General features: G+C 37.9%; 26 protein-coding genes. 8 read left to right on the top strand and 18 right to left on the bottom strand.

Annotation, left to right across the window (positions count from 1 at the left end; genetic code table 11):
• Window positions 1-5 precede the first annotated feature (5 nt).
• Together nudK and AC4IFE_RS14660 are read right to left on the bottom strand one after the other, a co-directional pair.
• Window positions 6-587 (bottom strand): GDP-mannose pyrophosphatase NudK, encoded by a 582-nt coding sequence (gene nudK / locus AC4IFE_RS14665; RefSeq protein ID WP_490757895.1) that lies wholly within the window; start codon window positions 585-587, stop codon window positions 6-8.
• Window positions 588-741: 154 nt separating this feature from the next.
• Entirely contained in the window at window positions 742-2,991 is a 2,250-nt protein-coding gene (locus AC4IFE_RS14660; protein WP_490757894.1) for an ATP-binding cassette domain-containing protein, read from the bottom strand.
• A 113-nt stretch (window positions 2,992-3,104) separates the two neighbouring features.
• On the opposite strand from AC4IFE_RS14660, the gene AC4IFE_RS14655 reads away from it, so the two are divergent.
• Complete coding sequence (locus AC4IFE_RS14655) at window positions 3,105-3,461, top strand: MarR family winged helix-turn-helix transcriptional regulator (RefSeq protein WP_490757893.1); 357 nt, start codon at window positions 3,105-3,107, stop codon at window positions 3,459-3,461.
• Between the two features lie 28 nt (window positions 3,462-3,489).
• On the opposite strand, the gene AC4IFE_RS14650 is transcribed toward AC4IFE_RS14655, so the two are convergent.
• From AC4IFE_RS14650 to AC4IFE_RS14635, 4 genes are read right to left on the bottom strand one after another with little or no spacing between them, the layout of a single operon-like run.
• Entirely contained in the window at window positions 3,490-4,401 is a 912-nt protein-coding gene (locus tag AC4IFE_RS14650) for a TIGR01777 family oxidoreductase (protein WP_490757892.1), read from the bottom strand.
• A gap of 28 nt (window positions 4,402-4,429) precedes the next feature.
• Window positions 4,430-4,774, bottom strand: a complete 345-nt coding sequence (locus AC4IFE_RS14645; RefSeq protein WP_429934252.1) for a hypothetical protein — start codon at window positions 4,772-4,774, stop codon at window positions 4,430-4,432.
• Window positions 4,775-4,779: 5 nt separating this feature from the next.
• On the bottom strand, window positions 4,780-5,382 hold the full coding sequence (locus AC4IFE_RS14640; protein ID WP_490757891.1) for an HPP family protein: 603 nt from the start codon (window positions 5,380-5,382) through the stop codon (window positions 4,780-4,782).
• Complete coding sequence (locus tag AC4IFE_RS14635) at window positions 5,382-6,287, bottom strand: arginase family protein (protein WP_490757890.1); 906 nt, start codon at window positions 6,285-6,287, stop codon at window positions 5,382-5,384. Before AC4IFE_RS14635 ends, AC4IFE_RS14640 begins: the two co-directional genes overlap by 1 nt.
• Window positions 6,288-6,458: 171 nt before the next feature.
• On the opposite strand from AC4IFE_RS14635, the gene AC4IFE_RS14630 reads away from it, so the two are divergent.
• The 6 genes from AC4IFE_RS14630 to AC4IFE_RS14605 all read left to right on the top strand — a co-directional run bounded on the left by AC4IFE_RS14630 (window position 6,459) and on the right by AC4IFE_RS14605 (window position 10,887).
• Window positions 6,459-6,791 carry a single-stranded DNA-binding protein gene (locus tag AC4IFE_RS14630; RefSeq protein ID WP_048504355.1) on the top strand — a complete coding sequence of 111 codons (333 nt, stop codon included), beginning with the start codon at window positions 6,459-6,461 and terminating at the stop codon, window positions 6,789-6,791.
• 14 nt (window positions 6,792-6,805) lie between these two features.
• Window positions 6,806-7,261, top strand: coding sequence for an HRDC domain-containing protein (locus tag AC4IFE_RS14625; protein ID WP_490757889.1), 456 nt, complete (start codon window positions 6,806-6,808; stop codon window positions 7,259-7,261).
• A 123-nt stretch (window positions 7,262-7,384) separates the two neighbouring features.
• A complete protein-coding gene (hisS, locus tag AC4IFE_RS14620; protein ID WP_490757888.1) occupies window positions 7,385-8,734 on the top strand; it encodes a histidine--tRNA ligase in 1,350 nt (449 codons plus the stop codon).
• Window positions 8,735-8,838: 104 nt separating this feature from the next.
• On the top strand, window positions 8,839-9,375 hold the full coding sequence (locus AC4IFE_RS14615; RefSeq protein ID WP_490757887.1) for a PH domain-containing protein: 537 nt from the start codon (window positions 8,839-8,841) through the stop codon (window positions 9,373-9,375).
• A gap of 19 nt (window positions 9,376-9,394) precedes the next feature.
• Complete coding sequence (locus AC4IFE_RS14610) at window positions 9,395-10,036, top strand: GNAT family N-acetyltransferase (protein WP_490757886.1); 642 nt, start codon at window positions 9,395-9,397, stop codon at window positions 10,034-10,036.
• Window positions 10,037-10,095: 59 nt separating this feature from the next.
• Window positions 10,096-10,887 (top strand): class I SAM-dependent methyltransferase, encoded by a 792-nt coding sequence (locus AC4IFE_RS14605; RefSeq protein WP_490757885.1) that lies wholly within the window; start codon window positions 10,096-10,098, stop codon window positions 10,885-10,887.
• A 93-nt stretch (window positions 10,888-10,980) separates the two neighbouring features.
• On the opposite strand, the gene AC4IFE_RS14600 is transcribed toward AC4IFE_RS14605, so the two are convergent.
• The 3 genes from AC4IFE_RS14600 to AC4IFE_RS14590 form a co-directional block, all read right to left on the bottom strand.
• Window positions 10,981-11,217, bottom strand: coding sequence for a YtxH domain-containing protein (locus tag AC4IFE_RS14600; protein ID WP_048504351.1), 237 nt, complete (start codon window positions 11,215-11,217; stop codon window positions 10,981-10,983).
• Between the two features lie 98 nt (window positions 11,218-11,315).
• Entirely contained in the window at window positions 11,316-12,158 is an 843-nt protein-coding gene (locus AC4IFE_RS14595; RefSeq protein WP_490757884.1) for an isoaspartyl peptidase/L-asparaginase, read from the bottom strand.
• A 102-nt stretch (window positions 12,159-12,260) separates the two neighbouring features.
• Window positions 12,261-13,151: a cyanophycinase gene (locus AC4IFE_RS14590; RefSeq protein WP_490757883.1), complete on the bottom strand. Its 891-nt coding sequence runs from the start codon at window positions 13,149-13,151 to the stop codon at window positions 12,261-12,263.
• A gap of 198 nt (window positions 13,152-13,349) precedes the next feature.
• Between AC4IFE_RS14590 and cphA the strand changes: the two genes are divergently transcribed.
• Window positions 13,350-15,980, top strand: a complete 2,631-nt coding sequence (gene cphA / locus AC4IFE_RS14585; RefSeq protein WP_490757882.1) for a cyanophycin synthetase — start codon at window positions 13,350-13,352, stop codon at window positions 15,978-15,980.
• A 314-nt stretch (window positions 15,981-16,294) separates the two neighbouring features.
• Here cphA and AC4IFE_RS14580 read toward each other — a convergent pair whose 3' ends face one another.
• The 9 genes from AC4IFE_RS14580 to AC4IFE_RS14540 all read right to left on the bottom strand — a co-directional run bounded on the left by AC4IFE_RS14580 (window position 16,295) and on the right by AC4IFE_RS14540 (window position 26,130).
• Complete coding sequence (locus AC4IFE_RS14580) at window positions 16,295-16,789, bottom strand: MepB family protein (protein WP_490757881.1); 495 nt, start codon at window positions 16,787-16,789, stop codon at window positions 16,295-16,297.
• Between the two features lie 149 nt (window positions 16,790-16,938).
• The gene (locus tag AC4IFE_RS14575; RefSeq protein WP_490757880.1) at window positions 16,939-18,123 is read right to left on the bottom strand and encodes a hypothetical protein; all 1,185 of its coding nucleotides are present in this window, start codon (window positions 18,121-18,123) and stop codon (window positions 16,939-16,941) included.
• Window positions 18,124-18,465: 342 nt separating this feature from the next.
• Window positions 18,466-19,299: a type 1 glutamine amidotransferase gene (locus AC4IFE_RS14570; protein ID WP_490757879.1), complete on the bottom strand. Its 834-nt coding sequence runs from the start codon at window positions 19,297-19,299 to the stop codon at window positions 18,466-18,468.
• Window positions 19,300-19,334: 35 nt separating this feature from the next.
• Window positions 19,335-20,453 carry a carboxylate-amine ligase gene (locus tag AC4IFE_RS14565; RefSeq protein ID WP_490757878.1) on the bottom strand — a complete coding sequence of 373 codons (1,119 nt, stop codon included), beginning with the start codon at window positions 20,451-20,453 and terminating at the stop codon, window positions 19,335-19,337.
• A 31-nt stretch (window positions 20,454-20,484) separates the two neighbouring features.
• Window positions 20,485-21,438, bottom strand: coding sequence for an ATP-grasp domain-containing protein (locus tag AC4IFE_RS14560; protein WP_490757877.1), 954 nt, complete (start codon window positions 21,436-21,438; stop codon window positions 20,485-20,487).
• 58 nt (window positions 21,439-21,496) lie between these two features.
• Window positions 21,497-22,210, bottom strand: a complete 714-nt coding sequence (locus AC4IFE_RS14555; protein WP_490757876.1) for an alpha/beta hydrolase-fold protein — start codon at window positions 22,208-22,210, stop codon at window positions 21,497-21,499.
• Between the two features lie 25 nt (window positions 22,211-22,235).
• Complete coding sequence (locus tag AC4IFE_RS14550) at window positions 22,236-23,447, bottom strand: ATP-grasp domain-containing protein (RefSeq protein WP_490757875.1); 1,212 nt, start codon at window positions 23,445-23,447, stop codon at window positions 22,236-22,238.
• Window positions 23,448-23,589: 142 nt separating this feature from the next.
• Window positions 23,590-25,005, bottom strand: coding sequence for a leucyl aminopeptidase family protein (locus AC4IFE_RS14545; RefSeq protein ID WP_490757874.1), 1,416 nt, complete (start codon window positions 25,003-25,005; stop codon window positions 23,590-23,592).
• Between the two features lie 3 nt (window positions 25,006-25,008).
• Window positions 25,009-26,130, bottom strand: a complete 1,122-nt coding sequence (locus tag AC4IFE_RS14540) for an alpha/beta hydrolase-fold protein (RefSeq protein WP_490757873.1) — start codon at window positions 26,128-26,130, stop codon at window positions 25,009-25,011.
• Window positions 26,131-26,557: the final 427 nt, after the last annotated feature.

The raw sequence follows: 26,557 nt of genomic DNA, 5'->3' as shown, positions 1-26,557 counted from the left end.
TATTACTATACAATGCGTTTGATGCGTAAATACTGTAGCAGCATGATGGTTTTGGCATCCATGATTTCTCCGCTGTCTATCATAGCAAGGGCATCATTAAAAGAAAGTTCTAAAACTTCAATATTTTCACCTTCCTCTTCAAGTCCGCCACCGTTTGCGGTCTTCATTTCAGAAGAATATTCAGCGATGAAAAAATGTAAGATTTCCGTTACGGATCCGGGAGACATATAGGCCTCAAATACTTTCTCTACTTTTGAAATTTTATAGCCTGTTTCCTCTTCTGTCTCTCTTTTTATACAGTCTTCGGGGTTGTCATTATCCAAAAGGCCGGCACACGCCTCAATAAGCATCCCTGTGGCATTGCCATTGACGAAAGTAGGAAGCCTGAACTGCCTGGTTAAGATCACCGTGCCTGAAATTTTATTATAAAGCAGAATAACCGCTCCGTTTCCTCTGTCATAAGCTTCCCTACTTTGGGTTTCTGTTGTTCCGTCTTTTTTGGCAATGGTGTAGGTCACTTTGTTTAAAGTATACCAGTTATCGGATAAAATTTCTGTTTTAAGAATACTAATGTTCGGATTCTGCATTGGGCTTGTTCTATGTTATATTAAGTGATAATGCCTGACTGGCTTCATTATATTAAGTGCTAAATTAATATTTCTTTTCCAACAGACATTTAAAATTACCTTTAAAATCTACAGGATTATAAAATGATTTATAAAATAAGGGAATTACAGCATCCTATGCTTCCAGATGTTTTCTTAAATAAGCAGAAGTTTCAGAATGCTTTGCTGATAAAAGGTTCTCCACAGTCCCTTCGAATACAATAGTGCCGCCCAGTTTTCCGGCTCCGGGGCCGATATCAATGATCCAGTCTGCCTGAGCTATGATATCCAGGTTATGTTCTATGACGATGAGGGTATTGCCATTATTCACCAGTTCATCAAAGAAAGACAGCAACTTTTCATTATCAATAGGATGGAGGCCGGTACTGGGTTCATCCAGAACAATGATTTTATCTGTATGGCTCAGCTCTTTAGTCAGCTTTAAACGCTGTCTTTCACCTCCGGAGAAGCTGTCCAGCCTTTGTCCCAGAGTCAGATAATCCAGTCCCAGTTTAATCAGCAGGCTGAGCTCATGTTCAAATCCGGGCCCCGGAAAAAACTGCAGGGCTTCCAGAACGGTCATATTCATGATATCAGCAATATTTTTACCATGGTATAGATATTGTAAAACTTCAGGCTTATATCCTGATCCGTGGCAGACTTCACAGGGCTGTTCAATATCATCCATAAAAGCAAGATCTATTTTTTCCACACCCAATCCCCTGCAATTGGAACAGGCACCTTCACCGTTGCGGCTGAAAAGCTTTTCAGAAACATTATTGGCAATGGAGAAGAGTTTTCTGACAGTATTTGACAGATTGAGATATGTTAGCAGGTTTGAACGGCTGCTGGCTGTAAAAACAGATTGGTCTACTACGGTTACCGGATAGGACAAGGGTAAAACTTTATTAATTAAAGTGCTTTTCCCAGATCCCGCCACGCCGGTTACGACATTCATTATGCCTTTAGGTATTTTTACACTCACATTTTTTAAGTTGTGAAGATGGGCATTCTTTATTTCCAGATCACCCTTTGCAGATCTCGGAGTTTTATTATAAGTACGGGTTTTGTTGAAATAGCCGGCTGTTTTACCTTTTGCATTTTTTAAATGATTAAAAGTTCCCTGATACATAATTTCACCGCCGTTTTTCCCTGAATCAGGTCCCATATCAACAATGAGATCAGCTATTTTGATAAGATCCGGGTCATGCTCAACAATTAAGACGGTATTGCCTTTATCCCTTATTTTTTTGATGATGTCTACAATGTGGTCAATATCTTTAGGATGGAGTCCGATACTGGGTTCATCAAAAATATACAACAGATCTACCAGGCTGTTACCCAGCTGTTTTACCATTTTTATCCGTTGGGATTCCCCTCCCGACAGGGTGTCAGTTTGTCTGTCCAGCGTAAGATACTGCAAGCCTATATCAATGAGATTCTGAAGCTTTTTTGTCAGTTCATTGATTATAGAAGAATACAGTTCAGATGATAAGCTCTGAATAAAAAGGAGCAGTTCGTCAACGGACAGTGACGTACAGTCTGCAATGCTTTTATTTTCAATCTTACAGGACAGAACCTTTGAATTGAGCCTCTTCCCTTGGCAAAGCGGACATGGTTTGGTAATGATGACCCTTTTTAAAATATCTTTTCGGGTAATATTCTCTTTAGAATCCTTTTTCAGAAATGAGCTTTCAATTCTGGGAATGACCCCTTTATACCGGACTGTTTTTCCCCATTCTTTGGTGGGATTTTTTGGAATATGCTCTTTGGCATTCAGTAACATTTCCCATTCTTCTTCTGTGAAGTCTTTAAGCTTTTTGTCATTGTCAAAATACCCGGAATAAATATAACGTGTCAGCCGCCAGCCTCCGGGCTGAAATGTGGGAAACCGTATCGCGCCTTCATTCAGTGATTTGTTTCTGTCAAAAAGAGTTTCCGTATTCACGGTTTGCACATATCCTAGGCCTTCACATTCAGGACACATCCCCTGAGGATTGTTGAAAGAAAATACATTGGAATATCCCACAAATGGTTTTCCTATCCTGGAAAAAAGAAGCCGGAGAGAAGCATAAATATCTGTTGCTGTTCCTACTGTTGAACGAGCATTTCCTCCCAACCTCTTTTGATTGATGATAAAAGGTACATTAAGGTTTTCTATTTTTTCTACATTCGGAACTCCAAAATGCTGTAAGCGGTTTCTTATGAAACTGTTTTGGGTCTCATTAATCTGGCGTTGAGCTTCGGCACCTATCGTTTCAAATACCAACGATGATTTTCCGGATCCTGAAACTCCTGTGAAGACAGTAATTTTGTTTTTTGGAATGCGTAATGAAATATTTTTCAGATTATTCTGCCTTGCGTGAGTGATGATGATTTCTTTCATAATAATTTCATTAACTTTGTTAATAGTTAACTAAGTTAAGTATTTTTATGCAAATAGAAAAGAATCAATTTTTCAATGTGTTTACAGATCTTCAGTGTTTTATATTGGCTAATATGAACAAGGGAAACATCAGTGGTGTCACTGCAACACATTACAACATTATAGAATACATATACCGTAAGGATCAGGTTACCGGAAAACAGATTGCTGCGGCATTTAAGGTCAGCCAGCCAGCCATTTCAAAACAGATCAAATTTCTGATCAGTAATGAGCTGGTCGAACAGAAACAAAGTACTTCCGACAGAAGAATTTTTAATCTTTCTGCTACAGAAAAAGGTAAATTTCTGATCAATAATTCTGAAGATTTCCGAAAAACCGTAGCAGATCAGGCTTCTGCTATCCTGGACAAAACAGAATTGGAAACATTAACAGCTTTATTGAATAAGATTCTGGAAAATATGAAAATCTAATACCGCTTTATAAAGACAAATAATCGTTTTATTTCTCTTTTCTCAAAAGATCTTCCAGAGCTTTTTTCAGATCAGGGAATTTAAATTGGAATCCTGTATCCTGTATTTTTTGTGAAGAAGCCCGTGAGCCTTCCAGCAAAGCATCAGCCAGCTCTCCGAACATCAGTTTTAAAACAAATGTAGGAACGTTAGGCATAAATAAAGGTTTTTCCAGAACTTCTGCTATTTTTTCCGTTAAATTCTCATTGGTAGTATGCTGAGGGGAAACTGCGTTGTAAGCCCCATCCATATCAGCATTTTTCAGAGCTGCCTCATAGATCGAGCAGATATCATCAATATGAATCCATGGCATATATTGTTTTCCGCTTCCTAAAGCAGACCCAATGCCGTATTTTATGGTAGGAACCATTTTTTTCAGTGCCCCGTCTTCTTTGGAAAGAACAACGGCTGTCCGTATTTTTACAACCCTTTCTGCCAGGTTTTGTTCTTTGAAATCATCTGCCGATCTTTCCCACAAAACCACGACCTCACTCAGAAAATCATTACCCGGAGAATCTTTTTCTGTATAAACCTTTTCTGTTGTTACCGTACCATAATAATTGATTCCCGAAGCGGAAATAAAAGATTTAAGCTTTATTTGTTTCTTTTTTAAGGTCTTTAAAAGAAGTCCGGCAGAATCTACACGGCTGGATATCAGTTCACGTTTTCTTTCCTTAGTCCATCGTTTTTCTGAAATGTTGGCGCCTGCCAGATGAATAATATGGGAAACATTTTCAAGAGCAGATTCATCTATTGTTCCGTTTTTGATATCCCATTCAAATTCATTGGCATGTTTTTTCTTTCGGGTCAGGAAGCGTACGGTGTATTCATTTTCTAACTTTTTTGAGAGTTTCTGTGCGATCATTCCGCCGGCACCGGTTATAAGAACAATTTCTTTCATAATCGAATATTTAAGGGTAAGTAGGGAATTATGCCTGATTCTTTACGATCAGTACAAAATCATCTTCCAGAAGTTTATAGCCGTAGTCATAAATAAACCTGTATTCAGAACCGTTCTTATAAACTTTCAGATTGGTAAAATAATCGAAATCAAAACCTAAGCCATCCATCCTTGATTTGGCAATTTTTGCTTTCCCGTCCGTATTCAGCTCCAAAAGGATACGGTAATTTTTACGTAGCTTATTGTTGACATTCCGCATCAGATTGGTAGAATCTTTATTCTGCTTATTATTGTAGGCATTCCGGCAGGCATCATTGCAGAATTTTTTATCTGCTCTTCCGATAATTTTTTCGCCGCATTCAAGACAGTTCATAGTTTTTATTTTTTCAGTTTGTGTATATGTTCATGTTTTTTCTTTAACAACCGTTTAAACCTTGTATGGGAAGGATAGCTTCTGTTTGGTGTTATATTGTTGAATAAAAGGGCGACCAGTAAAAGAATGATACAGCCTGATAAAACCGGAGAAAGTACATACCAGTATCCCAGTTCTGGAATTTTCCCTGCAGAACTGACTGCGATAAGGGCAGTTGCTCCTCCGGGAGGATGAAGGGTTTTGGTATACTGCATCAGTACAATAGAAAAAGCTACTGCTAACGGTGCAGAAAGCCATATGATATCAGGAACGATTTTATAAACGGTAACTCCTACAAGTGCTGAAATAACATGTCCGCCCACTAAATTTCTGGGCTGGGCAAGGGGGCTTTGAATAGCTCCATAGATCAGAACACTTGATGCACCGAAGGAACCGATCAGAAATATATTTTCAGTGGCAGCCAAAGTATGGGACTGAATAAATGCAATAATACCGATCCCGACAAATGCGCCCAGAAAGGACCAGAAATGCTCTTTATAATCAACCAGCGTCTCCTTATAGATTACATATTTGGAAACTCTGAATGTTCTTTTTATAGTCTTCTTCATTAATCTTCTTTATTTTTTATTATTTGAATTAAATTTTTGACAAAAGGCTTCGTATATGTTCCGTTTTTATCATAATCCGGATCAAGAATCGTGACCTCTATTCCAAAGCATAGGGGAGAATGGATCAAAGGTTTTAGAATCTCTTTTAGGTTTTCATAATCGATTCCTTCTTCCATTCTGCTATCCACGGCAGGCATCAGTTCATCTTTCAGGATATCAACATCTAGGTGAATAAAAAAGCCGTCCAGATCCTTACTCTCTACCATTTTTAGAAAATCTTCAGCCGTTTTTTTAAAACCGTTCATTCTAAGATGTTCAATATCAAAATACTGGATATCAGAATTAACGATCTGTTTCACATACTCTTCATCATCAGTTTCTGCATTTCCTGCACAGAAGATATTTTCTTCTAAAAAATAAGGCTTAAGCCCTTGAATATTGGTTAATTTTTCATGTCCGGTTCCTGAGATAATAGCGAGATCCATTCCTGCAACAGCAGCGGTGGAAGAGAGACTGACCGGAATAAAATCAGTATGCCCGTCCAGATAGAAAAGACCAAAATTTCCAAGTTTCCTTAAAGCAAGAGCGGTTCCGATCAAAATACTGCAGTCACCTCCAAGCATAATGCTAAAGGTAGCTTCCTGATGATTGCTCATAATAAGATCTGCCTGTTTTTGAGCGTAGGTAATAATGGCATCAGCATTTAAAACACCAGATTCCGGATCGAGTTCCATAGAATATTCCGGAGCCTCTAATGTGAGAATATTTTTGGGATTGATTTCCTTATGAAAATCAAATTTTTTAAGCCATTCCGGAAGCTTTCTAACACCTGGTTCAGTTTCATGCTCTTTTTTCTTCAGTCCCAGATTGAGAGGAAACTCAAAAATTCTGATGTCCTTTTTCATAGCGTGATTTGATCAAAGATACGGAAATATTCGACAACAAACGAATACAAATGAATTTAAATAGTTTATAACCGACTAAGATGCTTCGGTGTAACAATCTTTGCAACAGAGATTTGAGAAAGACAGTGAACGTCTCTTATCTGTATTATTAATCTAAAAAATTTTAAAGTTATGTCACTAAGAAACAAAGTAACATTAATTGGTTACACAGGTAAAGAAGTTGAAACCGTAAACTTCGAAAGCGGAAATGTAAAAGCAAGTGTATCATTGGCCACCAGCGATCATTACACGAATGCAAAAGGCGAAAAAGTGGAAGAAACACAATGGCACAACTTGATTGCTTTTGGAAAAACAGCTGAAATCCTTCAGAAATATGTACCCAAAGGAAAAGAAATTGCCATTGAAGGAAAACTTACATACAGATCGTATGATGACAAAGACGGCGTTAAGCGTTATATAACCGAGATCAGAATCGATGAGATCCTGCTTTTAGGAGGCAAATAATTCTAAAAACACAAATGATGAATGTAAAAGTTTTTAAAATCAGACTTTCCAAGGAATTTCTCCATAGAGATCAAAAAATGCTTGATGATTTTCTTGAAGTGAACGAAATTATAAAAGTGGAAACCGCTTTTGTAAATGATGAATGTTACTGGTCCGTAATCCTGTACTTTGAAGAGCTGAAAATAGCTAAAAATACAGTGAAGGAGCCAAAGGCAGTAAAGTACTCTGCAGATAATGATGTTTTAAACTCCGATGAAGAAAAAATTTTAGATGCCCTGAAGTACTGGAGATCAGAGAAGGCGAAAGAACAGAATCTCCCCACTTATTTTATCGCGAGTAATAAAGAGCTGATGTCTGTGGCTAAGTATAAACCTGTGAAAAAAGAAGAGCTGCTTGAGATCAAGGGTTTCGGAAAGCATAAGATTGAAAACTATGGTGAAGAGATTCTGGAGATTCTTGAAAGCGTCTGATTTTTGGATGTAGTAATGATAATGCATCGAAAGTTGGGAGAGTAATCTTTCCCAGCTTTTTTATCTTTCGGAAAAGTCCTTTCAATTGCTTATTTTTGCATTCATCAAAATGATATACAGCAAATGAAGCCAAGTTTAGCAAAAGGAACGAGAGATTTTACAGCACAGGAAGTTTCAAGAAGAAAATATATTATCAATATTTTACAGAATAATTTTGAATTGTTCGGCTTTCAGCCATTAGAAACCCCAAGCTTTGAAAATCTTTCTACTTTGACAGGAAAGTACGGAGAAGAAGGTGACCGACTGATCTTTAAGATTTTAAATTCAGGAGAATACGCTTCAAAAGTGAATCAGGAAGACTGGGATAATAAAAATCATAAGAAGCTCATTTCTCAAATTTCAGATAAAGCACTCCGTTACGACCTTACCGTACCTTTTGCAAGGTTCGTTGCGATGAATCATGGTAAGCTCACATTTCCCTATAAACGTTACCAGATCCAGCCAGTATGGAGAGCTGACCGTCCACAGAAGGGAAGGTTCAGAGAATTTTATCAATGTGATGCCGATGTGGTAGGAAGTGAAAGCCTATTACAGGAAGTGGATTTGGTTCAGTTATATCTAAAATCATTTTCCGATCTGAGGATTCCTGTCACCATCCATATGAATAACAGAAAGATCCTTTCCGGTCTGGCAGAATATGCAGGTATTACTGATAAACTGATTGACTTTACTGTGGCTCTGGATAAGCTTGATAAAATAGGAAAAGAAGGAGTCGTTAAAGAATTACTGGAAAGAGAAATTTCTCAGGAATCTATTGATAAATTGGAATTCTTATTTAATCAGTCAGATGATGCGCTGGAAAATCTTCTTCAGTTAAAAGAGAAATTTGCCAATAGTGAAGTTGGATTAAAGGGAGTAGAAGAGCTGGAATTTGTTCTTACCCAATCTCTGAATCTTGGAGTAGATATGCAGAATCTTGTGTTCAATATTACACTGGCCAGAGGTTTAGATTATTATACCGGAGCTATTTTTGAGGTGAAAGCAGATGAGGTGGCAATGGGATCCATCGGCGGTGGCGGTAGATATGATAACCTTACAGAAGTATTTGGAGTTAAAAATATTCCGGGAATCGGGATCTCATTTGGTTTGGACAGGGTATATCTGGTTATGGAAGAGCTTAATCTTTTCCCTGAAGAAGCATCAACTCAAGTAGAATATCTGTTTGCTAACTTCGGAGGAGAAGAAACTGCAGAAGCTTTAAAACTGATCATGCAGCTGAGAAAGAAAGGAATTTCTGCTGAGCTGTACCCGGAAAATGCAAAGCTGAACAAACAGTTTACATACGCTGAAAAGAAAGGGATTAAAAATCTTGTTTTCTTAGGAGAAGAAGAAATTAAAAACGGAACAGTTACTTTTAAGGACCTTACTGCCGGAGAACAGAAAACAGTTTCTTTGGAAGAATTTTTAGGGTAATATTCTGGAAAATATCAATTAAAAAGCATTATCTATTAGGTAATGCTTTTGTATTTTAGAAAAAAATTAAATTTGTAATATCTGCCATTTATAAAAAACAAATAATGAGTGAAAAATCAAGACTTGACGAAATAAAAGATGAGCTGGAACAATTAGACATCAATCCTACCATTTTTGCCAGAAAAGAAATTCATGCATTACCGGATGTCCTTTCGGAAGATGAGAAAATTGTTTATCTGGTTGAAGGAAGAAATAAACTGACCAAACACCACATCATTTTGGTCGCTACTGATAGAAGGTTAATTTTTGTTGATAAAGAATTCATGTACGGATTAAAAGTTGAAGATTTTTCGTACGATAAAGTCAGTTCAATTCAATACGAAAAAGAATTTATGCTGGCTTCAATTGATATTCATATTTCAGAAAACGTCCTCGAGATCGATGGTGTAGGAAAATATTATGCAGAATTGTTTTGTGAAAAAGTAAGGGACTTCATGGCCAGCCCTAAAGAATATTTTCAAAGCAAACCAGAACCTTCAGTCTTAGATCAACTGGAACAGTTGGGAAGACTCAGAGAAAGTGGAATTTTAAGTGAAGAAGAATTTGCAGAACAGAAAAAGAAACTATTGAACAAGCTTTAATAAATGTAATCATCAAATCATGACGGACACTGTATCTTATGATATTATTGAAAAATGGCTGAAGGCCTGGTCACTGTCCAGAAAACTTGCCCTTCCCATAAGATACAAATCCGGTTTCAAAGTAGAGGTAGGAGAAGAAAAGCAAAAAATAAGATATGTTTTTCCTGAGATTAATGATGATTTTATTGAGCTCTCAAAACAGATTGATGAACCCTGGATTTACCTCAAGGTCTGCGCCTCTCCGGATGAGATAAAAAATAGAGTATCCGAAAATTGGATCATTCAGCCTCCCGGATACATGATGAACTGTTTTGGACCGATGAGGAATTCTGCTAGACCTCTTTGTGAGGGCTATGGAATTGAGTATGAAAAATATAATTCCACAACAGTAGTCAGAATTATTGCAGAAAACGGTGAGCAGGCCTCTGTCGGCCGCATTGTTATTGTAGATGATCTGGCAGTGTATGACAGAATTGTAACAGAAGAAAACCATCAAAGAAAGGGTCTCGCGACTTTTCTGATGTGGGAACTGGAGAAAATTGCATTATCAAATGGTATCCACAATAATTTTTTGGTGGCCACAGAGCAGGGAAAATCACTTTATAAAGCAATAGGATGGGGGCTTTACAGTCCCTATACATCGATTGTTATTCCTGGGTAAATAATCTTCATAAATCTCTGTAATTAAAACATATATTAAATCAGATCTAAACAAACACCATGGAAAATTACCTTGAAATCAATAAAAATTCCTGGAATGCCAAAGTAGATCCGCACCTGAAATCGGATTTCTATTTTGTAGATGAGTTCTTAAAAGGAAAAAGCTCGCTCAATTCAATAGAGCTGGACCTTTTGGGAGATGTAAAGGGTAAAAGTATTCTGCATCTGCAATGCCATTTCGGACAGGATTCTATTTCCCTGTCAAGAATGGGAGCTCAAGTCACAGGTATTGATCTGTCAGATAAAGCAATTGAGGCTGGAAAGGATTTAGCTCAAAAATGCGGGACCGATACAGAATTTATCTGTTCGGATGTATATAGCCTTCCGGAAATTCTCGATCAAAAATTCGATATTGTCTACACCAGTTATGGCGTGATAGGCTGGCTTCCTGACCTCAATAAGTGGGCAGGTGTCATCAGTCATTATCTAAAGCCAGGAGGAAAGTTTATAATGGCCGAATTTCATCCTGCAGTCTGGATGTTTGATGACGGTTTTACAAAAATAGTATATAACTATTTTAATGAAAAGCCTATTATTGAAACCTACGAAGGAACCTATGCTGATAAATCTGCCGATATTGTTCAGGAATATGTGATGTGGAACCATTCCTTAGCTGAGGTTTTGCAGAATCTGATCAATCATACTATAGAACTGGAGGTCTTCCAGGAATTCGACTGGTCGCCTTATCCATGTTTCAATCAGGTTCAGGAATTTGAAAAAGGGAAATGGAGAATTGCAACATTTGGAAATAAATTACCTTTGGTATATGCCTTGAGAGGAAATAAAAAATAATTTTTTATTGTTTCAATATAATATAAAAAGTCATCATAATCCTGAGATTACGATGACTTTTCATATATGAATGTTAAAAAAACTAATTTGCTTTTAGCTTAAAGAATCTTCAGCTTTTGTTTTAGCTTCGTCTACTTTGTTCTGAACCTGGGATGCTACATCATTAGCTTTGCTCTTAATATCACTTCCCCATTTGTTCAAATTGTCCTTAGCGTTATTGATTTTATCCTTAACAGCCTGCTGTTCTTCAGGTGTAGAATTTTTATATTTCCAAAATGCTAAAGCACCGATACCTAGTAAGGCTAATAGCCCTTTTGTTTTATTTCCCATGATTTTTTATTTTTAATGATTTATATTAAAACTTGTTATTAGTAAACATGTAAAATACGTGCCAAAAAATTAAATGGGATAATAAAAAAATGTTAAAATTATTGAAAGACCTGAAAGTCTTTTCCATCAAAGCTTGCAAAGACCATGGTAGGATAAGAATCCTGATGGTAGATATTTCCGTCTTTATCAATGGCGATAGCCCCTGCGAAGCCATCTATGGTTTTAAGCTCCTCAAATGTCTTATTAAAAGCCTGTTCCAGACTCATTCCGTCAGTCGTTCTCGTTACAATCTTTGCAGCAGTAGCATTACTTACAATATCTTCTCCCACACCTGTACAGCTCACGGCACAAACGGAATTGGCATAATTCCCTGCCACTGTTGCAGAGTCTGAAATTCTTCCCGGAATCTCAAATCCTTTTCCACCGGTAGAGGTTGCTACGGCAAGCTTTCCTTCTTTATCAAGAGCGACACAGCCCACAGTACCTTTCCCGCCGTTATTAAGTTTAGCTTCATATTCACTTCTTCGCTGAGGAATTTCAGTTGAGAAATTTTCAAATCCGTGTTCAGAGGCATAAATTTTAGCACCATTACCGCCCAGAACCCTGTCGTCCTCTTTCATCAGCTTTTTTGCTACAAAAATAGGATTCTTTACATCCCGGAGATTGATTACGCCGCTTAATTTCTGTGTTTGCCCATCCATAATGGCTGCGCTCATGCGGATCACACCGTCACTTTGTATCTGGGAACCGATACCTGCATTGTATAGCGGATCGTCTTCCAGAAGAGAAACGGCATAAGCTACCGTATCAAAAGCAGAATGCGTCTGAAGATATTCAAAAGCCTTTTGGGTAATCTGTTTTAAAGAGTTTTGTTTTGCTGTTTTTACTTCATGACTTTGATCACTTTCAGAGAAAAAACCGCCATGGATAATGATTTTCATAATATTGTATTTGCCAATTGTGAAAAGTTAATGGTCAATTTTAAAGTTAAGTATAAAAATTGTAACTGGTGAAATTCACTATTCACCATTGACCGTTAACTTTTATTTATCCTGTGGGATAGGGTTGAACTGTGAATTTTCGATCGTAAGTTTCTTTGTGGTAAGATCGTAATGGTCATTCATAGACATCACATGTACCGTAAGATTATCGATTGAAATAGGCTCGCCCAGGTTGATGTTCGTAAGGTTGGTATCCTTAATAAATCTTCCGTCTACTAAAATCACAAGACCAGAACCTACAGCCGTCATGACATCATTATGAATAAAAAGTCCGGTATCTTCACCAAGCCCTATTCCCAATGTTCTCGGATTATTGACTACAGCCTGGAAAAGTCGTCCGATTCTGCCACGCTGTACGAAGTGTGTATCAATGATTACATTATCAATCAGACCCAATCCCTGTGTTGTTTTAATTTCTCCCTTTAAAAGAGATTCAGAGCTGCTCCCCTGGTAGATCATATTTTCAGAAGCTGCCGCCGCACCGGCAGAAGTCCCTGAATAGATGAAATCCTGTTCCTGGTATTTCAGTAAAATAGTATCATGGAATCTTGTTCCGCCAAGAATAGAAGTCAGCCTAAGCTGATCCCCGCCTGTGAACATGACAACGTCTGCTGCATTGGCCCTTGAAGCCATAGCATCAGAATTAGCCTCTTCACGGTTGTGGATGTCAAGGATATTTACATTTCTGGCGCCAAGAAATTCAAAAGCTTTTTTGTATTCTGTGCCTACAATTTGAGGGATCTGAGAGGCTGTGGTTACAATTTCGATGACAGAATCTTCCTTAAGCTTAGATTCATTAATGATCTTTCTTAAGATTCCTCTTTCAAAAAAATTCAGGTTTTTTTCAATGTTCTGGTCGAAATCGGTTTCTGCAAAGCTTCCTTTGTTTACAGCTCCTCCGATAATAATTAATTTTCCAACGGGTCTCATCATAGTGTGCAAATTTAAAAAATAATTAACATTTGGCGAAATTCATGCCACATTTTAATGATTTTTAATGTTTTAAAATTGTTAATTTCTTTTCATTTTTTTTTGAGAAATCTTTAAATGTGGTATAGTTTGGTTTAGGGTTTTACATTATCTTTGATTTTTGAAGGAGTTATTGTTAACTGATAAAAATGCAAATAGATTATGAAAATTGAGAAGATACAGGCATTACGGGGACCAAACATCTGGAGCATCAGAAGAAAGAAGCTGATACAGATGAGATTGGATCTTGAAGAAATGGAGAATTATCCTACTAATAAAATAGACGGTTTCAGAGAAAGAATTGAAAAACTGATCCCGTCTCTGTTTACCCACAGATGTTCAGAAGGAGTGGAAGGCGGATTCTTTCACAGAATAGAAACCGGAACCTGGATGGGACATGTCATTGAACATATCGCCCTGGAAATACAGACACTGGCAGGTATGGACGTAGGTTTCGGAAGAACCCGTGAAACAAAGTCCCCCGGAATATACAATGTTGTTTTTAATTATATTGAAGAGAATGCCGGAATTTATGCTGCTGAAGAAGCAGTAAATATAGCGCAGGCTTTGATCGACAATACAGAATATGATATTAATGCCTGTATACAGAAATTGAAAGAGATCAGAGAACGTGTCCGCCTGGGACCTTCTACAGGAAGTATCGTGGAAGAAGCTGTTTCCAGAAGGATTCCCTGGATCAGATTAGGAACAAACTCTTTGGTACAGCTTGGTTATGGTGTGAACCAACAGCGTTTCCAGGCTACTATTACAGGAAAAACAAGCTCTATTGCGGTGGATATTGCATGCAATAAGGAACTGACGAAAAAAATGCTTCATGATGCTGCCATACCGGTTCCTATAGGAGATCTGGTGGTAGATGAAGAAGGATTGAGCAGTGTTATAAAAAGAATAGGCTATCCTATCGTACTAAAGCCATTGGATGGAAACCACGGAAAAGGTTCTTCTATCAATGTAAACGATTGGGAAGCTGCAAAAATAGGATTGGAGCATGCTCAGAAATATTCCAGAAAAGTCATTGTAGAAAAATACATTACAGGATATGATTTCAGGGTTTTGGTTATTAATAATAAAATGGTTGCTGCGGCAAGGAGAGTTCCCGCACACGTTGTTGGCGATGGTGAGCTCAATCTCCAGGAGCTGATTGATAAAGAAAACAGAGATCCGAGAAGAGGGTATGGCCATGAAAATGTCCTTACAGAAATAGAGGTGGACAAAGATACCCTGGAGCTTCTTGAAAAGCTTCAATATACCCTTGAAACTGTTCCGCAAAAAGGAGAGGTTGTTTATTTGAAATCTACGGCCAATCTTTCCACGGGAGGTACATCCATAGATGTTACTGATATGGTACATCCCGAGAACATCACTATGGCCGAAAGGGTTTCGAAAATTATTGGTCTGGATGTCTGCGGTATTGATATCATGGCAGAAAACCTGACGCAGCCTCTTAAGGAAAGCGGTGCTGCCATTATTGAAGTGAATGCAGCTCCCGGATTCAGAATGCACCTGGCGCCAAGCGAAGGCCTGCCGAGAAACGTAGCTGCTCCCGTGGTGGATATGTTGTATCCTCAGGGAAAACCATTCACAATTCCAATTATTGCGGTAACGGGAACGAATGGCAAAACAACGACGACAAGACTGATCTCTCATATCGTAAAAAGCAACGGTTACAGAGTAGGCTTTACTACTTCTGACGGGATTTACATACAAAATACAATGCTTTCCAAAGGAGATACGACAGGTCCTCTTTCTGCCGAGTTTGTTCTGAAAGATCCTACGGTAGAATTTGCCGTTCTTGAAACAGCAAGAGGAGGAATACTGCGTTCAGGCTTAGGATTTTCACAGTGTGATATCGGGGTTTTGACCAATATTGAAGAGGATCATTTGGGAATGAATGACATTCATAATTTGAAAGATCTGACGAAAGTAAAAAGAGTAGTCCTGGACAGCGTTAAGAAAAATGGCTGGAGCGTACTGAATGCTGATAATGAATATTCCATGAAGATCATTAATGATCTTGACAGCAATGTTGCGATCTTCAGCATGAATGAAAACAATCCTCATATTGTAAAGTTTGCCAAAGAAGGAAAAATCACGTGCATCTATGAAGAAGGTTTCGTAACGATTAAAAAAGGCGACTGGAAAATCAGAATAGGAAAGGCAAAAGACTTCCCGATTACCATGGAAGGCAAAGCCCGATTTATGATCGAAAATGTTCTGGCGGCGAGTTTGGCTAGTTATCTTTATGGTTTCGGAATCGAAGATATTTCCAATTCCTTAAGAACTTTCATTCCAAGTGCACAGCTTACACCGGGAAGACTTAATATTTTTAAATTTAAGAACTTTAAAGTACTGATCGATTTTGCACACAATCCTTCAGGCTATCAGGCCATAGAAGATTACCTTAAAAATGTGGAATCTACCAAGAAAATAGGTATTATTTCAGGAGTGGGAGACAGACGGGACGGTGATATCAGAGAATGCGGAAAGATTGCCGGAAGAATGTTTGATTATATCATCATCAGAAACGAAAAGCACCTGAGAGGAAGAACCGAAGAAGAGATCAACGGATTGATCATCGACGGTATTAATGAAGCCGGAAGGGATGTGAGCTATGAGATTATTCCTAAAGAAATTGAAGCTTTAAAGCATGCTATGGGAATGGCTGAAGAAGGAACCTTTATCACTGCTTTAAGTGACGTTATTTCCAACGCCATTGATCTGGTGCAGGAGTACCAGACCCGGGAAATTATGGAAGATGATAAAAATTCATAAAATAAATGATTATACAAAAACGGCTGAATTTTCAGCCGTTTTTTACTTTTACAAAATCTCTTACTCTTCATATTCGATAAATTCATAAAACAGTATATCTGTTTAATTTGCGAGAGGTTTCTCTAATGCAAAGTTTCATGAAAAACACGCTTTAGTTTAAGAAATGTAAAGGAAGCGGCAAAGCCACTGATGAAGCTATATGGATAAAACGTTCGATAAATAAAATCAATGTAATTGATTCCGTCTTTGCAAACTTAGAATATACAGTGCTAATGGAAATCTTTGCGTTTAAAAAGCATACGGACCTGCTGTTTTTATTTCAAATTAAATAATAGTTCAGCTTTTTGGAGATACGATTCTTCAGCTTGAGAAAGATCAAGAAAGTATTCTGCCTGCCATTTTTGAGTAGCTTTAGCCTGTTTACTTTCCGCAAGATCCCAGCTTGGATATACCCTGATTCCTCTTTTACCAATCTTTTGATCACAGGACAGAATTCCTTTTTCTATCAGAACCTCTTTAGGAAATATGAAAATTCCTCTATCATTGTCTGTGGATGCTGAAATTAAATAGAAATCAAAAGCATCAGTGGAATCAAACGGAGCTGTTTCTCCTTTTTCATTGCGTTTCCAGATGGTAACAAACTGCCCTGTTTTAGTTGGTGTTATCTTCGCTGTACGGAATTTAATATTCAGATGGTTTAGAACAAAACTGCAACCTGAATAATCTTTAGCTTCTATATCTTCTTCTACATTTAAAAGTTTCAGTCCAAGCGGCAGAAAAATCAGTTCATCAACATTTTTAAGATTCATTATAAATTTTTTATTTTCCACTGTTTCAATCAGCTTCATCTAAATAAAGAGATTGGTATCGAAAATCCGATCTGGCAAAAATAGTAAATCCCCCTGATCTCAGGAGGATTTGTTGTATTAGTTAGTTTTTTTTCTTTTGACGGTTGAGGTTATCCTTCTCCAAAAAAAGCATTCGAACTCCCGATCCATATAGCATCTTTCTTGTTAAAATCTACATTTACCATCGCAGCTTTAGTCATTCTTCCCAGGTTTTCCAGTAGAATAGGGCGTTCGTCATTTTCGTGCCAGATATAAAGCAGTCGGATTTCTGCTTTTGAAAACTCGCCGTTAATATCTTCAAAAATAGGTTCATAAGTGACTTTTCTCTGTAGAATATAATTTTCCTTATCCTCAATAGCTTCTGTAATTTCTTTTGTCGGATTTAAATTAACGCCACTTCCGGCAAATGAAAATAAAGGTTTCAGTACAAAATGCTCTAAACTTTCATGCTCCGGAAATTCGTGCAGAAAGTAGCTTTTAGGAACAAACTGATGCTTCAGAATCGGAAGAAGAAACTTTGAGATCTTAAAAAACCAGTTAGGATGTGTGATCCATTTTACATCAATATCATCACGGAAATCGAACCCGGCTTTCAGATCCGGAATTCTATCCAGCTCATCAAAAATAACACGGTTATAGATCCTTTTGATCTCAACAGATTTACCGTTGTTTTCATAAAACAGCTTTCTGCCTTCTTTTTTTACTTTGGTCAGGCAGACTGTTTTTATCCCTAATAATTGTTCTGTTAAAGCAAAATCAATGGCTGTTTTCTGTTTTTCCGGAAAAATCTCAAGCAGGATAACATTTTCAGGGTTTTCATTTCCGATAATCAGTTCTTTTAAATGATTTTTAAACTCAGCATGAGGCATTGTATTCCTGAGTTCGGAAAGAAAAGGGTAAACCTCACAGAATGTATCTTCAAAAGTCTTTTGAAAAGCATACAGTGAAGGAAAAGCCTGCAGCTCGATCAGCTGGGGCTCAATTTCTCCGTTTTTACCCCGGCAGATCCCGAAATCAATAGTGAAAAAGTGAGGTTGAAGCGTATCATTAGGGACTCTGCAATTATCCGGAACAGCCTTGTAAAGTACTTCAGAAGGAAGTGCTTTGATCTGGTCAATAATACTCTCGCTGGCGTCAAGAAGCTTGTTTTTAAATTCGTGAGAAAGAAAAAGCGGGCTTTCTGAAATTCTGAATGCAGGGGCAATACCTCCTTTCTGAGCAAGACGTGCTTTAAGCTGTTCGTATTTTTCCTGTGAAAACTCCTGGTTGAACTGTTTTCTGTATTTTGGGATCATATTTTTTCTTTGTGGTTTTTATTTTAAAAAATCGAACATTTCTGCCCGATTTTAATACTTTTTAAATTTTTAACGTGATTCCAAAATAAAGCTTAATATAAAATCTCAGATAGATTTTAACTACAAAAGTCACAAAAATTTAGAAGCTTTAGATCACTTAAGAAAGTTTGAATATGATGGATGTATAAAAAGTTCACATAAGATGAAAATCAAAGATTTTCAAAAAATTTAAAGTGTTCTTCTCAACGGATACTTACTTATCTTTACTTTTAAGTGTCTGAATTTTTGTGACTTTTGTGGTTTTATATTAAATCAATTTGTTTTAAATCGTCGTTTTTTCTTTTAAGCCAAAGCTTCACTTCCCTTCAAAATGTTTTTTTTTGCTGACTGAAGGAATCTCGGAAGAATCTGGTTTCTGGTAAGAATGATCTTGTCTTCATCGTCTATTCTGTCTACCGTTTCAAGGTATTTCTCCATTCCGAAGTTCTCGATCATCGCCGTTTTATTTTTTTCGTCTTTCAGATTCTCGATCATGCCTTTAGGGTCTGCTTCCGGATGAAACTGTGTCCCGAATATCTCATCAGAAAAACGAACAGCCATTACTGCTCTTTCAAGATTAATATGCGGTCTGAATTTTTCGATAGCCGTAATTTTCATGCCCAACTCATCAAAACGGTCCATATCCGGCTCAATGAACTGATACGCTCTTGAATCTACAGCATAGAAGGGATCCTGAAGGTTTTTGAACAAAAATTCCTGTTCACCTTCTTCGGTTTTGTGAACCGGCATTACCCCGAAAGAATAAGATCTTCTTTTGCAGATATTTCCCAACTTCCAGTGAATGCTTGCCAGCTGGAAAGAATGGCAGATCAGGAACAGATATTTTTTATCTTCATTATATTTATTATGCTCTAAAACGGCATCCAGAAAACGGGCATACCTATCTTCCCATTCCAGACCTTCTCTGTGTGGGTTTCCCGGTCCTCCTGAAGAAATAAAGATGTCAAAATCTTCAATGTTCGGCATTTCATTCTTAAACCTTACATCAAATGTTTCGATAGTCACATTTTCTTCAGAGTTCTGTTGGAATGCTTCTGAAATCTCTTTAATATTTCTAAAGCCTTGATTGACATGGTTGTTGTTCATATCAATAAGAGCGATTCGAATATCTTTCATACTACTTCATATTTTTTGCAAAGTTACCAAAAATATTATGAAGCCGTTTCACCATGTGTTATGCCATACTCCGTTTCAGAGATCATATAATCTACCACTTTGGTAAGATCTCCGGTCTCATTAAAGACTTTAAGCTGTCTGTCGGCTCCTGTTCCGTTTTCCAAAATAGTCCAGGCGTACTCAACCTCTTTTCTGCAGTCAAGCTCATCTACAACATCATCAATAAATTCCAGAAGCTCTTTCAAGAGATGAGGATAAGGAACGGATTCTTCTTTTCCAAAATCGATCAGGTGTGCTTCAATGCCACTTTTGGATGCTCTCCATTTGTTTTCATTCAGCAATAATCTTCTGTAGCTTCTGAAACTTAAGTTCTGCTGATGAAGTTTATAGATTTTTGCTACTAAGCTTTGCATAATGGCTGCGAGACAAACCGTTTCTTCCAGCCTTAAAGGCATATCGCAGATTCTGAATTCAATGGTAGGATAGAAAGGGTGGACACGCAGATCCCACCAGATTTTCTTAGCATTATCTATGGTTCCGGTTTTTACCAGAAGCTCTACATAGCTGTCAAATTCAGCGAGTGAATTGAAATAGCTGGGAATACCGGTTCTCGGGAATTTTACAAAAATTTCCTGTCTGTAGGATTTGAACCCTGTATTTCTTCCGATCCAGAAAGGCGAGTTCGTAGAAAGTGCATAGACGTGCGGAAGAAAATAACGCATCACATTCTGAATTCTTACCCCTTCTTCACGGTTTGGGATTCCGATATGGACATGGAGCCCGAAAATCAAATTTCCGCGGGCAACATCTCCCATATCATCTACAATCTTATTGTAACGTTCACCGTCTGTGATGGTGTTATGTTCCCAGTTTGAAAAAGGATGGGTTCCGCCCCCGGAAACGCGAAGGCCCTGTTCATGGGCTGTGTTGATTAAATGTCTTCTCAGGTTAGTCAGTTCTGCTCTGGCCTCCTTTATATTTTGGCAGATGCCGGTTTCCATTTCGATCATGGATTCGTGCATCTCGTGTTTTAAATTTTCGCTTAAAACGGCTTTTCCACCTTCAATTATTTTCGAAACATGAGATATTAAGTCTCTGCTCTCAACATCAATGATCTGATATTCTTCCTCGATTCCTATAGTAAACTGATGCATTTTTTTTCGTGTTTTTTTATTTTTTTAACGGTTATTTTACGGAGTCTTTTACAAAAGTACCCCAGGAAATATTAGGTTTCCCCGGCACATATTCTTTTGCTTTTTCAATAGCCAGTTTAGCAGAATGCTCTACGATCCATGCAAAGTTTTCTTCACCTACCGAGTTTTTATCTGCATCAGGAGCTGGATTGCAGAAATCTATCGCATATGGAATTCCGTCTCTGATAGCAAACTCCACCGTATTGAAATCGTAGCCCAGAGCTTCATTCATTGTAATAGTGTAGTCATGGATTGTTTTTAACAATTTCTCAAGTTCCTCTCCTTTGGTCTGATGTGTCGTGGCATACCTCAGGTGATGTGGATTACGTGGTTCATAAGGCATAATGTGAACATATTTTTTGCCCAGACAGTAAACTCTGTAATAATCATCGAAAACAATCTCTTCCTGTACCATCATCACCAGCTGTTCCGTTTCGCTTAATTTTTCCCATAGATTTTCAGGATTTTCCACTCTGTACACACTTTTCCATCCACCGCCGTCATGAGGTTTCATATAGGCAGGAAACCCTACGTAATTGAAGATATATTCCCAGTCGTGAGGAAATTTCAGGTTTCTGAATGATGTTTCCGAGGTATCCGTAGGTCTTTCGTGCGAAGGAAGAAGCACTGTTTTGGGAAGCGGAATTCCAAGTTTTGTCATCAATGCGTTATTGAAAAACTTTTCATCTGCACTCCACCAGAATGGGTTATTGATTACATAAGTTCCGTTAAGTGCAGCATTTTTCAAATATGCTCTGTAAAAAGGAACATCCTGCGAAATTCTGTCGATAATGACTGCATAGCCGTAATCAGCACCTTGTTCCAGTTTATCGATATTTACCGGTTCAGCAATGATTTCTCCACCGCCCAGTTCATTTACTTTATCGATAAACGCCCAAGGAAATGTATCCTCCATACCGAATAGAATTCCCACTTTTTTTGCCATAATTTCTGTTTTTAAATTGGTATATGTTGTATTATTTTATCTTATTAAATGTGCTGTTTCAGGAAAAAAACGCACCTATAAATGTTGGAAAGACCATTCTCCATAACGGCCAGTCGTGATTGATCCATTTTCTCTCATCGTACCAGAAATCAATCCCTTTTGAGCTCAGGATTTCAGCCATTTCGATGTTTTTGTCCCTGCAGATATCCTGATCGGAAGTGCTAAGAACGATGTGCATATGCTTATATTTCCAGGCTTCATCATTTTTCACAAATTCCCTTGGACAGTTAAAATAAACAAGCTCATCCGAATATCCGTCCATGAAATTCCTTATGCTGAAAGCCCCTGAAAGGCAGAACAGATGCGAAACCACATCAGGAAACCTGAAGGCGAAATTTGCGGCATGATAACCTCCGAAACTAGCCCCGGCCACTGCTACACGGTGTGTTTGGTGGATCTTCTGGATATACGGAATAAATTCCTGGATCAGGAACTGTACATACAGCTCGTAATTCTTTATTCTTTTCTGAGGTGAAATCTTTTCATCATAAAAGCTCCACGCATCAATGGTCTGAACATTATAAAGCTTTACTTTCCCCTGTTCTATAAACCAGTTGATGCTTCCGTTAAGATGGAAATCATGATTTTGGGTATACTGTCCCTGAGAAGTCGGAAACATAATGATCGGGTGCCCGTAATGTCCGGTAACTTCTACTTTAAGACTTGTTCCTAATATGTTTGAATAATAATCTGTATGTTCTATATGCGGCATTGATAAATTTCTTTTGTTATGGTTTTTAACTTGTCAGTTTGCTTTTTGGAGGCAGGATATTCAGCATTTCTGACTGGATTTTTTCTGCAGCGCTGTCTAATCTTTCCTGTATGATGTCCGGATCGCTGGATTTATAAACAATTCCGACATGGTGGTCGATTGGAAGGAACTTTACAGCTTCCTCACTGTCAAAAACACTGTAATCGGGATCTTTATCCTTGATGAGGGCAATGATCAGACCTGAATAATAGCCTGTAGGTTTTGAAGCCTGGTAAGTTTTTCCACGCAGAAGAGCATCTTCTATTTTTGCCCATTCGCGCCAGATGTTAATATTGCTTGAGGCTTCAACAAGGTCCGGAATATGGGCACCGCCAACTCTGGAGGATGTTTCAAGGAAATACCACTTTCCGTCTGCTTTTCCACGGATAAATTCGGTATGAGTCGCTCCGTTTAGCAATCCGAAACTGGAAAGGACTTTGGCATTTACTTCATCAAGAGCTTTAAATTCATCAGAATATCTTCCCAGTGTCTTAGACCTGAAAACACCGCCTTCATGGGAAACCTGCATAGGAGGAGCAAGATATTTCGAGGCAGAGGTGAATACAATTTCTTTATTAAAGGTGAGACTGTCTACATGATAGACATCTCCCGGTTTAAAGCTTTCCAGCAAAAATAGATGACGTTCTTCACCAAGGGCATTCAGCTCGTTCCAAAGCTCATCTTTGGAAGAAAACTTTTTAATGCCTGAGGCTGATGCTTCTGATCGTGGTTTTAATACCCACGGAGCCGGAACTTTTTCTATAAAGCTGTTCACTTCATCATTATTGAAAACTGCTGTAAACTCCGGAACACTGATTCCCGAATCTTTTGCTTTCTGGCGCATAGCCAGTTTATCTCTAAAATAACGGTGTGTGGTCTGTCCCATTCCGGGGATACGGAATGTTTCCCGGATGAGGGCTGCTTTTTCTACATCATAATCGTCAAGAGCCACTACAGCATCTACTTTTCTGGTTTTCATCAGATGCGAAAACCCCTGGACCAGATGCTCCAGGTTCCATACAGACGGTTTTAATTCAGACATATAAAATACCTCGTCAATAGCATGCCATGGCCAGTTTTTTTCTTTAAGGCCCTCTGATGTTATCAAGATAATTTTATTACCGAGCTTCTTCATTTCATCCATGAAATCATAGCCCTTGTAATAGCACGAAATACATACTATAGTTTTCTCCTCCATATAATGTTTTTTAATTTTTAGTAAATTATCAAAAATAAAAGCAATTTTTTATTGATTAATTAATGTTAAAAACCCGTAATAAGCTGCGTTTTTGAAAAATACCTACTCAAGTATACAGAGAAATTTTGAAAAAAACTAATTTTTAATGATAATTTTCAATTAAATCGGCCAGCAACTGTACTCCAAAGCCGGTTGCTGCTTTTTCCTTGGCATATCCCACACTTCCGAAGGCGACTCCGGCAATATCGAGATGAGCCCATTTAGGATGGTTTTCTATAAACTGCTCCAGAAATTTAGCTGCTACGATACAGTCTCCGATAGGTTTCATAGAAATATTTTTAAGGTCCGCAACGTCAGACTGTATATCGTCTTTCCATACCTCCCATAAAGGAAGGTTCCATACTCTTTGGTTGGTATTGTCACCGGTTTTTACCAGAAGATTTTTCAGTCCTTCGTTATTGGAGAACATGGCCCCGCAGGTATCACCAAACATCCTTACAGAGCTTCCCGTTAAAGTGGCAAGATCAATCAGGAAATCCGTTTTATAATTTTTAGCAAGGTAGGAGAGTCCGTCTGCAAGGATCATTCTGCCTTCAGCATCTGTATTGAGGACTTCAATGGTTTTTCCGTTATACGCCGTAATGACATCACTTGGAAGGAAAGCTCTTTCGGAAATAGCATTGTCCGTAATAGGAAGTACGGCAACAATATTGACGGGAAGCTTCATTTCTGCCGCGTAGATCAGTGTTCCGATAACAGCTGTAGCTCCACCCATATCAGACTTCATATAATGCATATTGTCCGGATTCTTCAGTGAAATACCTCCTGTATCAAAAAGGACGCATTTCCCTACCAGCCCGAATGTCTTGGCATTTTTAACCGTAGTTTTATATTCTATGATGGTAAAAGCAGCATCATAAGCACTTCCCTGATTAACCGACAGATAGGCTCCAAGGCCCAGTTCTTCACATTTTTTTCTATTGAACGCGGTATATTTTAAATCATATTTCTTTGCTAAATTTTTAAGATACAGACTTAAAATATCCGGTTTTTTAAGATTGGCAGGCTTATTCAGCCATTCCTGACAGGCTGTTTGTCCGTTAGCCAGTGCTTCGGCTTTTGAACTGATTACATCCAGTTTTTTCTGGCTTAGATTTTCGAAATGGATCTCAAATTTTGGATTCCAGAAAGCATGCTTTTTATCAAAAGGATAATTGTATGTTCCTAAAAGTAAACCTTTTACAAACTCTCCAAACTGTTTTTCATTCAGGAAATCTGCCAAAACCAAGGTTGGCGCTGTCTGGATTTTTTCTTTCTGGATTTGAGCAAATTTAACGGCAACCTGCTGTACTTCAAAATTCTGCAGCGTTGATTTTCCCAAACCGATAAGATAAACAATACTTTCTTCATCAGTGTGAATGAAAACCTCATGCTTTTTTCCGGTAAAAAAAGAAGCAACATTTTTGTTGTAATTCTTTCCCGATTTCGTCCATTCTTCCTCTGTGAAAAGCTGAAAAACCTGGGTGTATTTTTTATTTTTTTTATTGATTAATTTCATAATTTAATTTTTAGCGCTCTGTTGCTGTGGTGTTACTTCTACCGGGTTTTCTGTATTGTTATAGAAGAGCCATTCAATTGCTCTTGGGAACTCCTGCGACCAGTAAAATTCACTGTGGGTTCCTTCCGGATTGATGCTGGTTCTGAATTCGAAATCAAAAAGATTCTTCTTTTCCCACCGTTTTAAATAATCTTCAAAAACATGGATCCTTTTTACCATTTTGGAGCCTTCCTGACCGCCGCCATACAGATATATTTTGGTTTTAAAAGGAACCCTGAAATTCATCATCGGAAAATTATTATTAGGTTCCACCCAAAGTGAAGGGGAGAAGATCAGCAGTTTGGAATACACTTCAGGATAAAGGAATCCGCTGTAAATACTGATCAGTGCACCCAAAGAACTGCCTCCGATTCCTGTATTATCACGGTCTTTTTTCGTTCGGTAGTGTTCATCTACAAAAGGCTTTAAAGTATCGGCAATGAAGCGGATGTATTTTTTTCCTTCCGAGCCGTTCGCAATATTATCGTTGTCAAAAATATACTCCTTAATACGTTCTTCGCTGCCGTGTTCTATAGCTATGATGATCACATCACCGCGGCCGTATTCAGCAAGGATAGACAGCTTTTTATCTATTTCCCAGTTTCCGTAGCCGCTTCCTTCGTTGAAAAGGTTCTGGGCATCCTGAAGATAAAGTACGGGGTAACTTTTATCGGATACATAATAATCATATGGCAGAACAGCCCAGACCTTCCGGTAACGTTCCAGCTGTGGGATATAGAATTCCTCGGAAATAACTTCTGCGATCGGGAAAAATTCCTTTTTGAAAGGTCCCCAATTGAGCCTCCACTTTTCTATGATATCAGATGTTTTTCCTAATGCTTTTTCAGCTTTCCGGTTGGGTGTGATATTTCCGTATTTATCGAGCTCTACATTTTCCCAGCCTCCTTTTGTAAACTTGTATTCTACGGTATCTGGAAGTATTTCGCCGTCAATTTCTATGAAATAATTGTGCGGATCCAGCTTTTGAAGCTGATAATTGGAATCTCTGGGGTTCCAGCTGTTGAAATTTCCGGTGATGTACACCGTTCTGTCGTCGCTTTCTTCAGTATAAAGTTCAAACCTCATCCTATGTGTTTAATATAATTTTGAAGCTAAATTTATAAAAAAGATTGTTTTAAAATCATAAAAAAATAAATATAAAAAATAATATATTTGATCAATGTGCCCAAAAGGAGTTGCGGGTTACGGATTTGAAAGTCGGAGAGTTTTAGGGTCTGAGAGTTTTGATTGAGTACATTAAACGGATGCTTCCCAACTTTTACAACTTAAAATTCACCATTAGTATTTTCTAACATTGATTTACGCTTTAACCTAAAAATCTCATGTCTGAAATCTGATGTCCGGCATCTTGATTGTTGTTTATTGGGTTTCTGACTCTATGATAAGCAGTATCTTATTTCCGGACTCAATTAACATAATAATTATTTGATTAATTATTTATCGTTATTGCAGGGAATTTTCGTAGTTTCAAAGAAAAATAAAGTATAACTAT

The organism is Chryseobacterium sp. UF-81, assembly GCF_058245105.1.
This window is presented reverse-complemented; position numbering and strand designations above follow the sequence as displayed.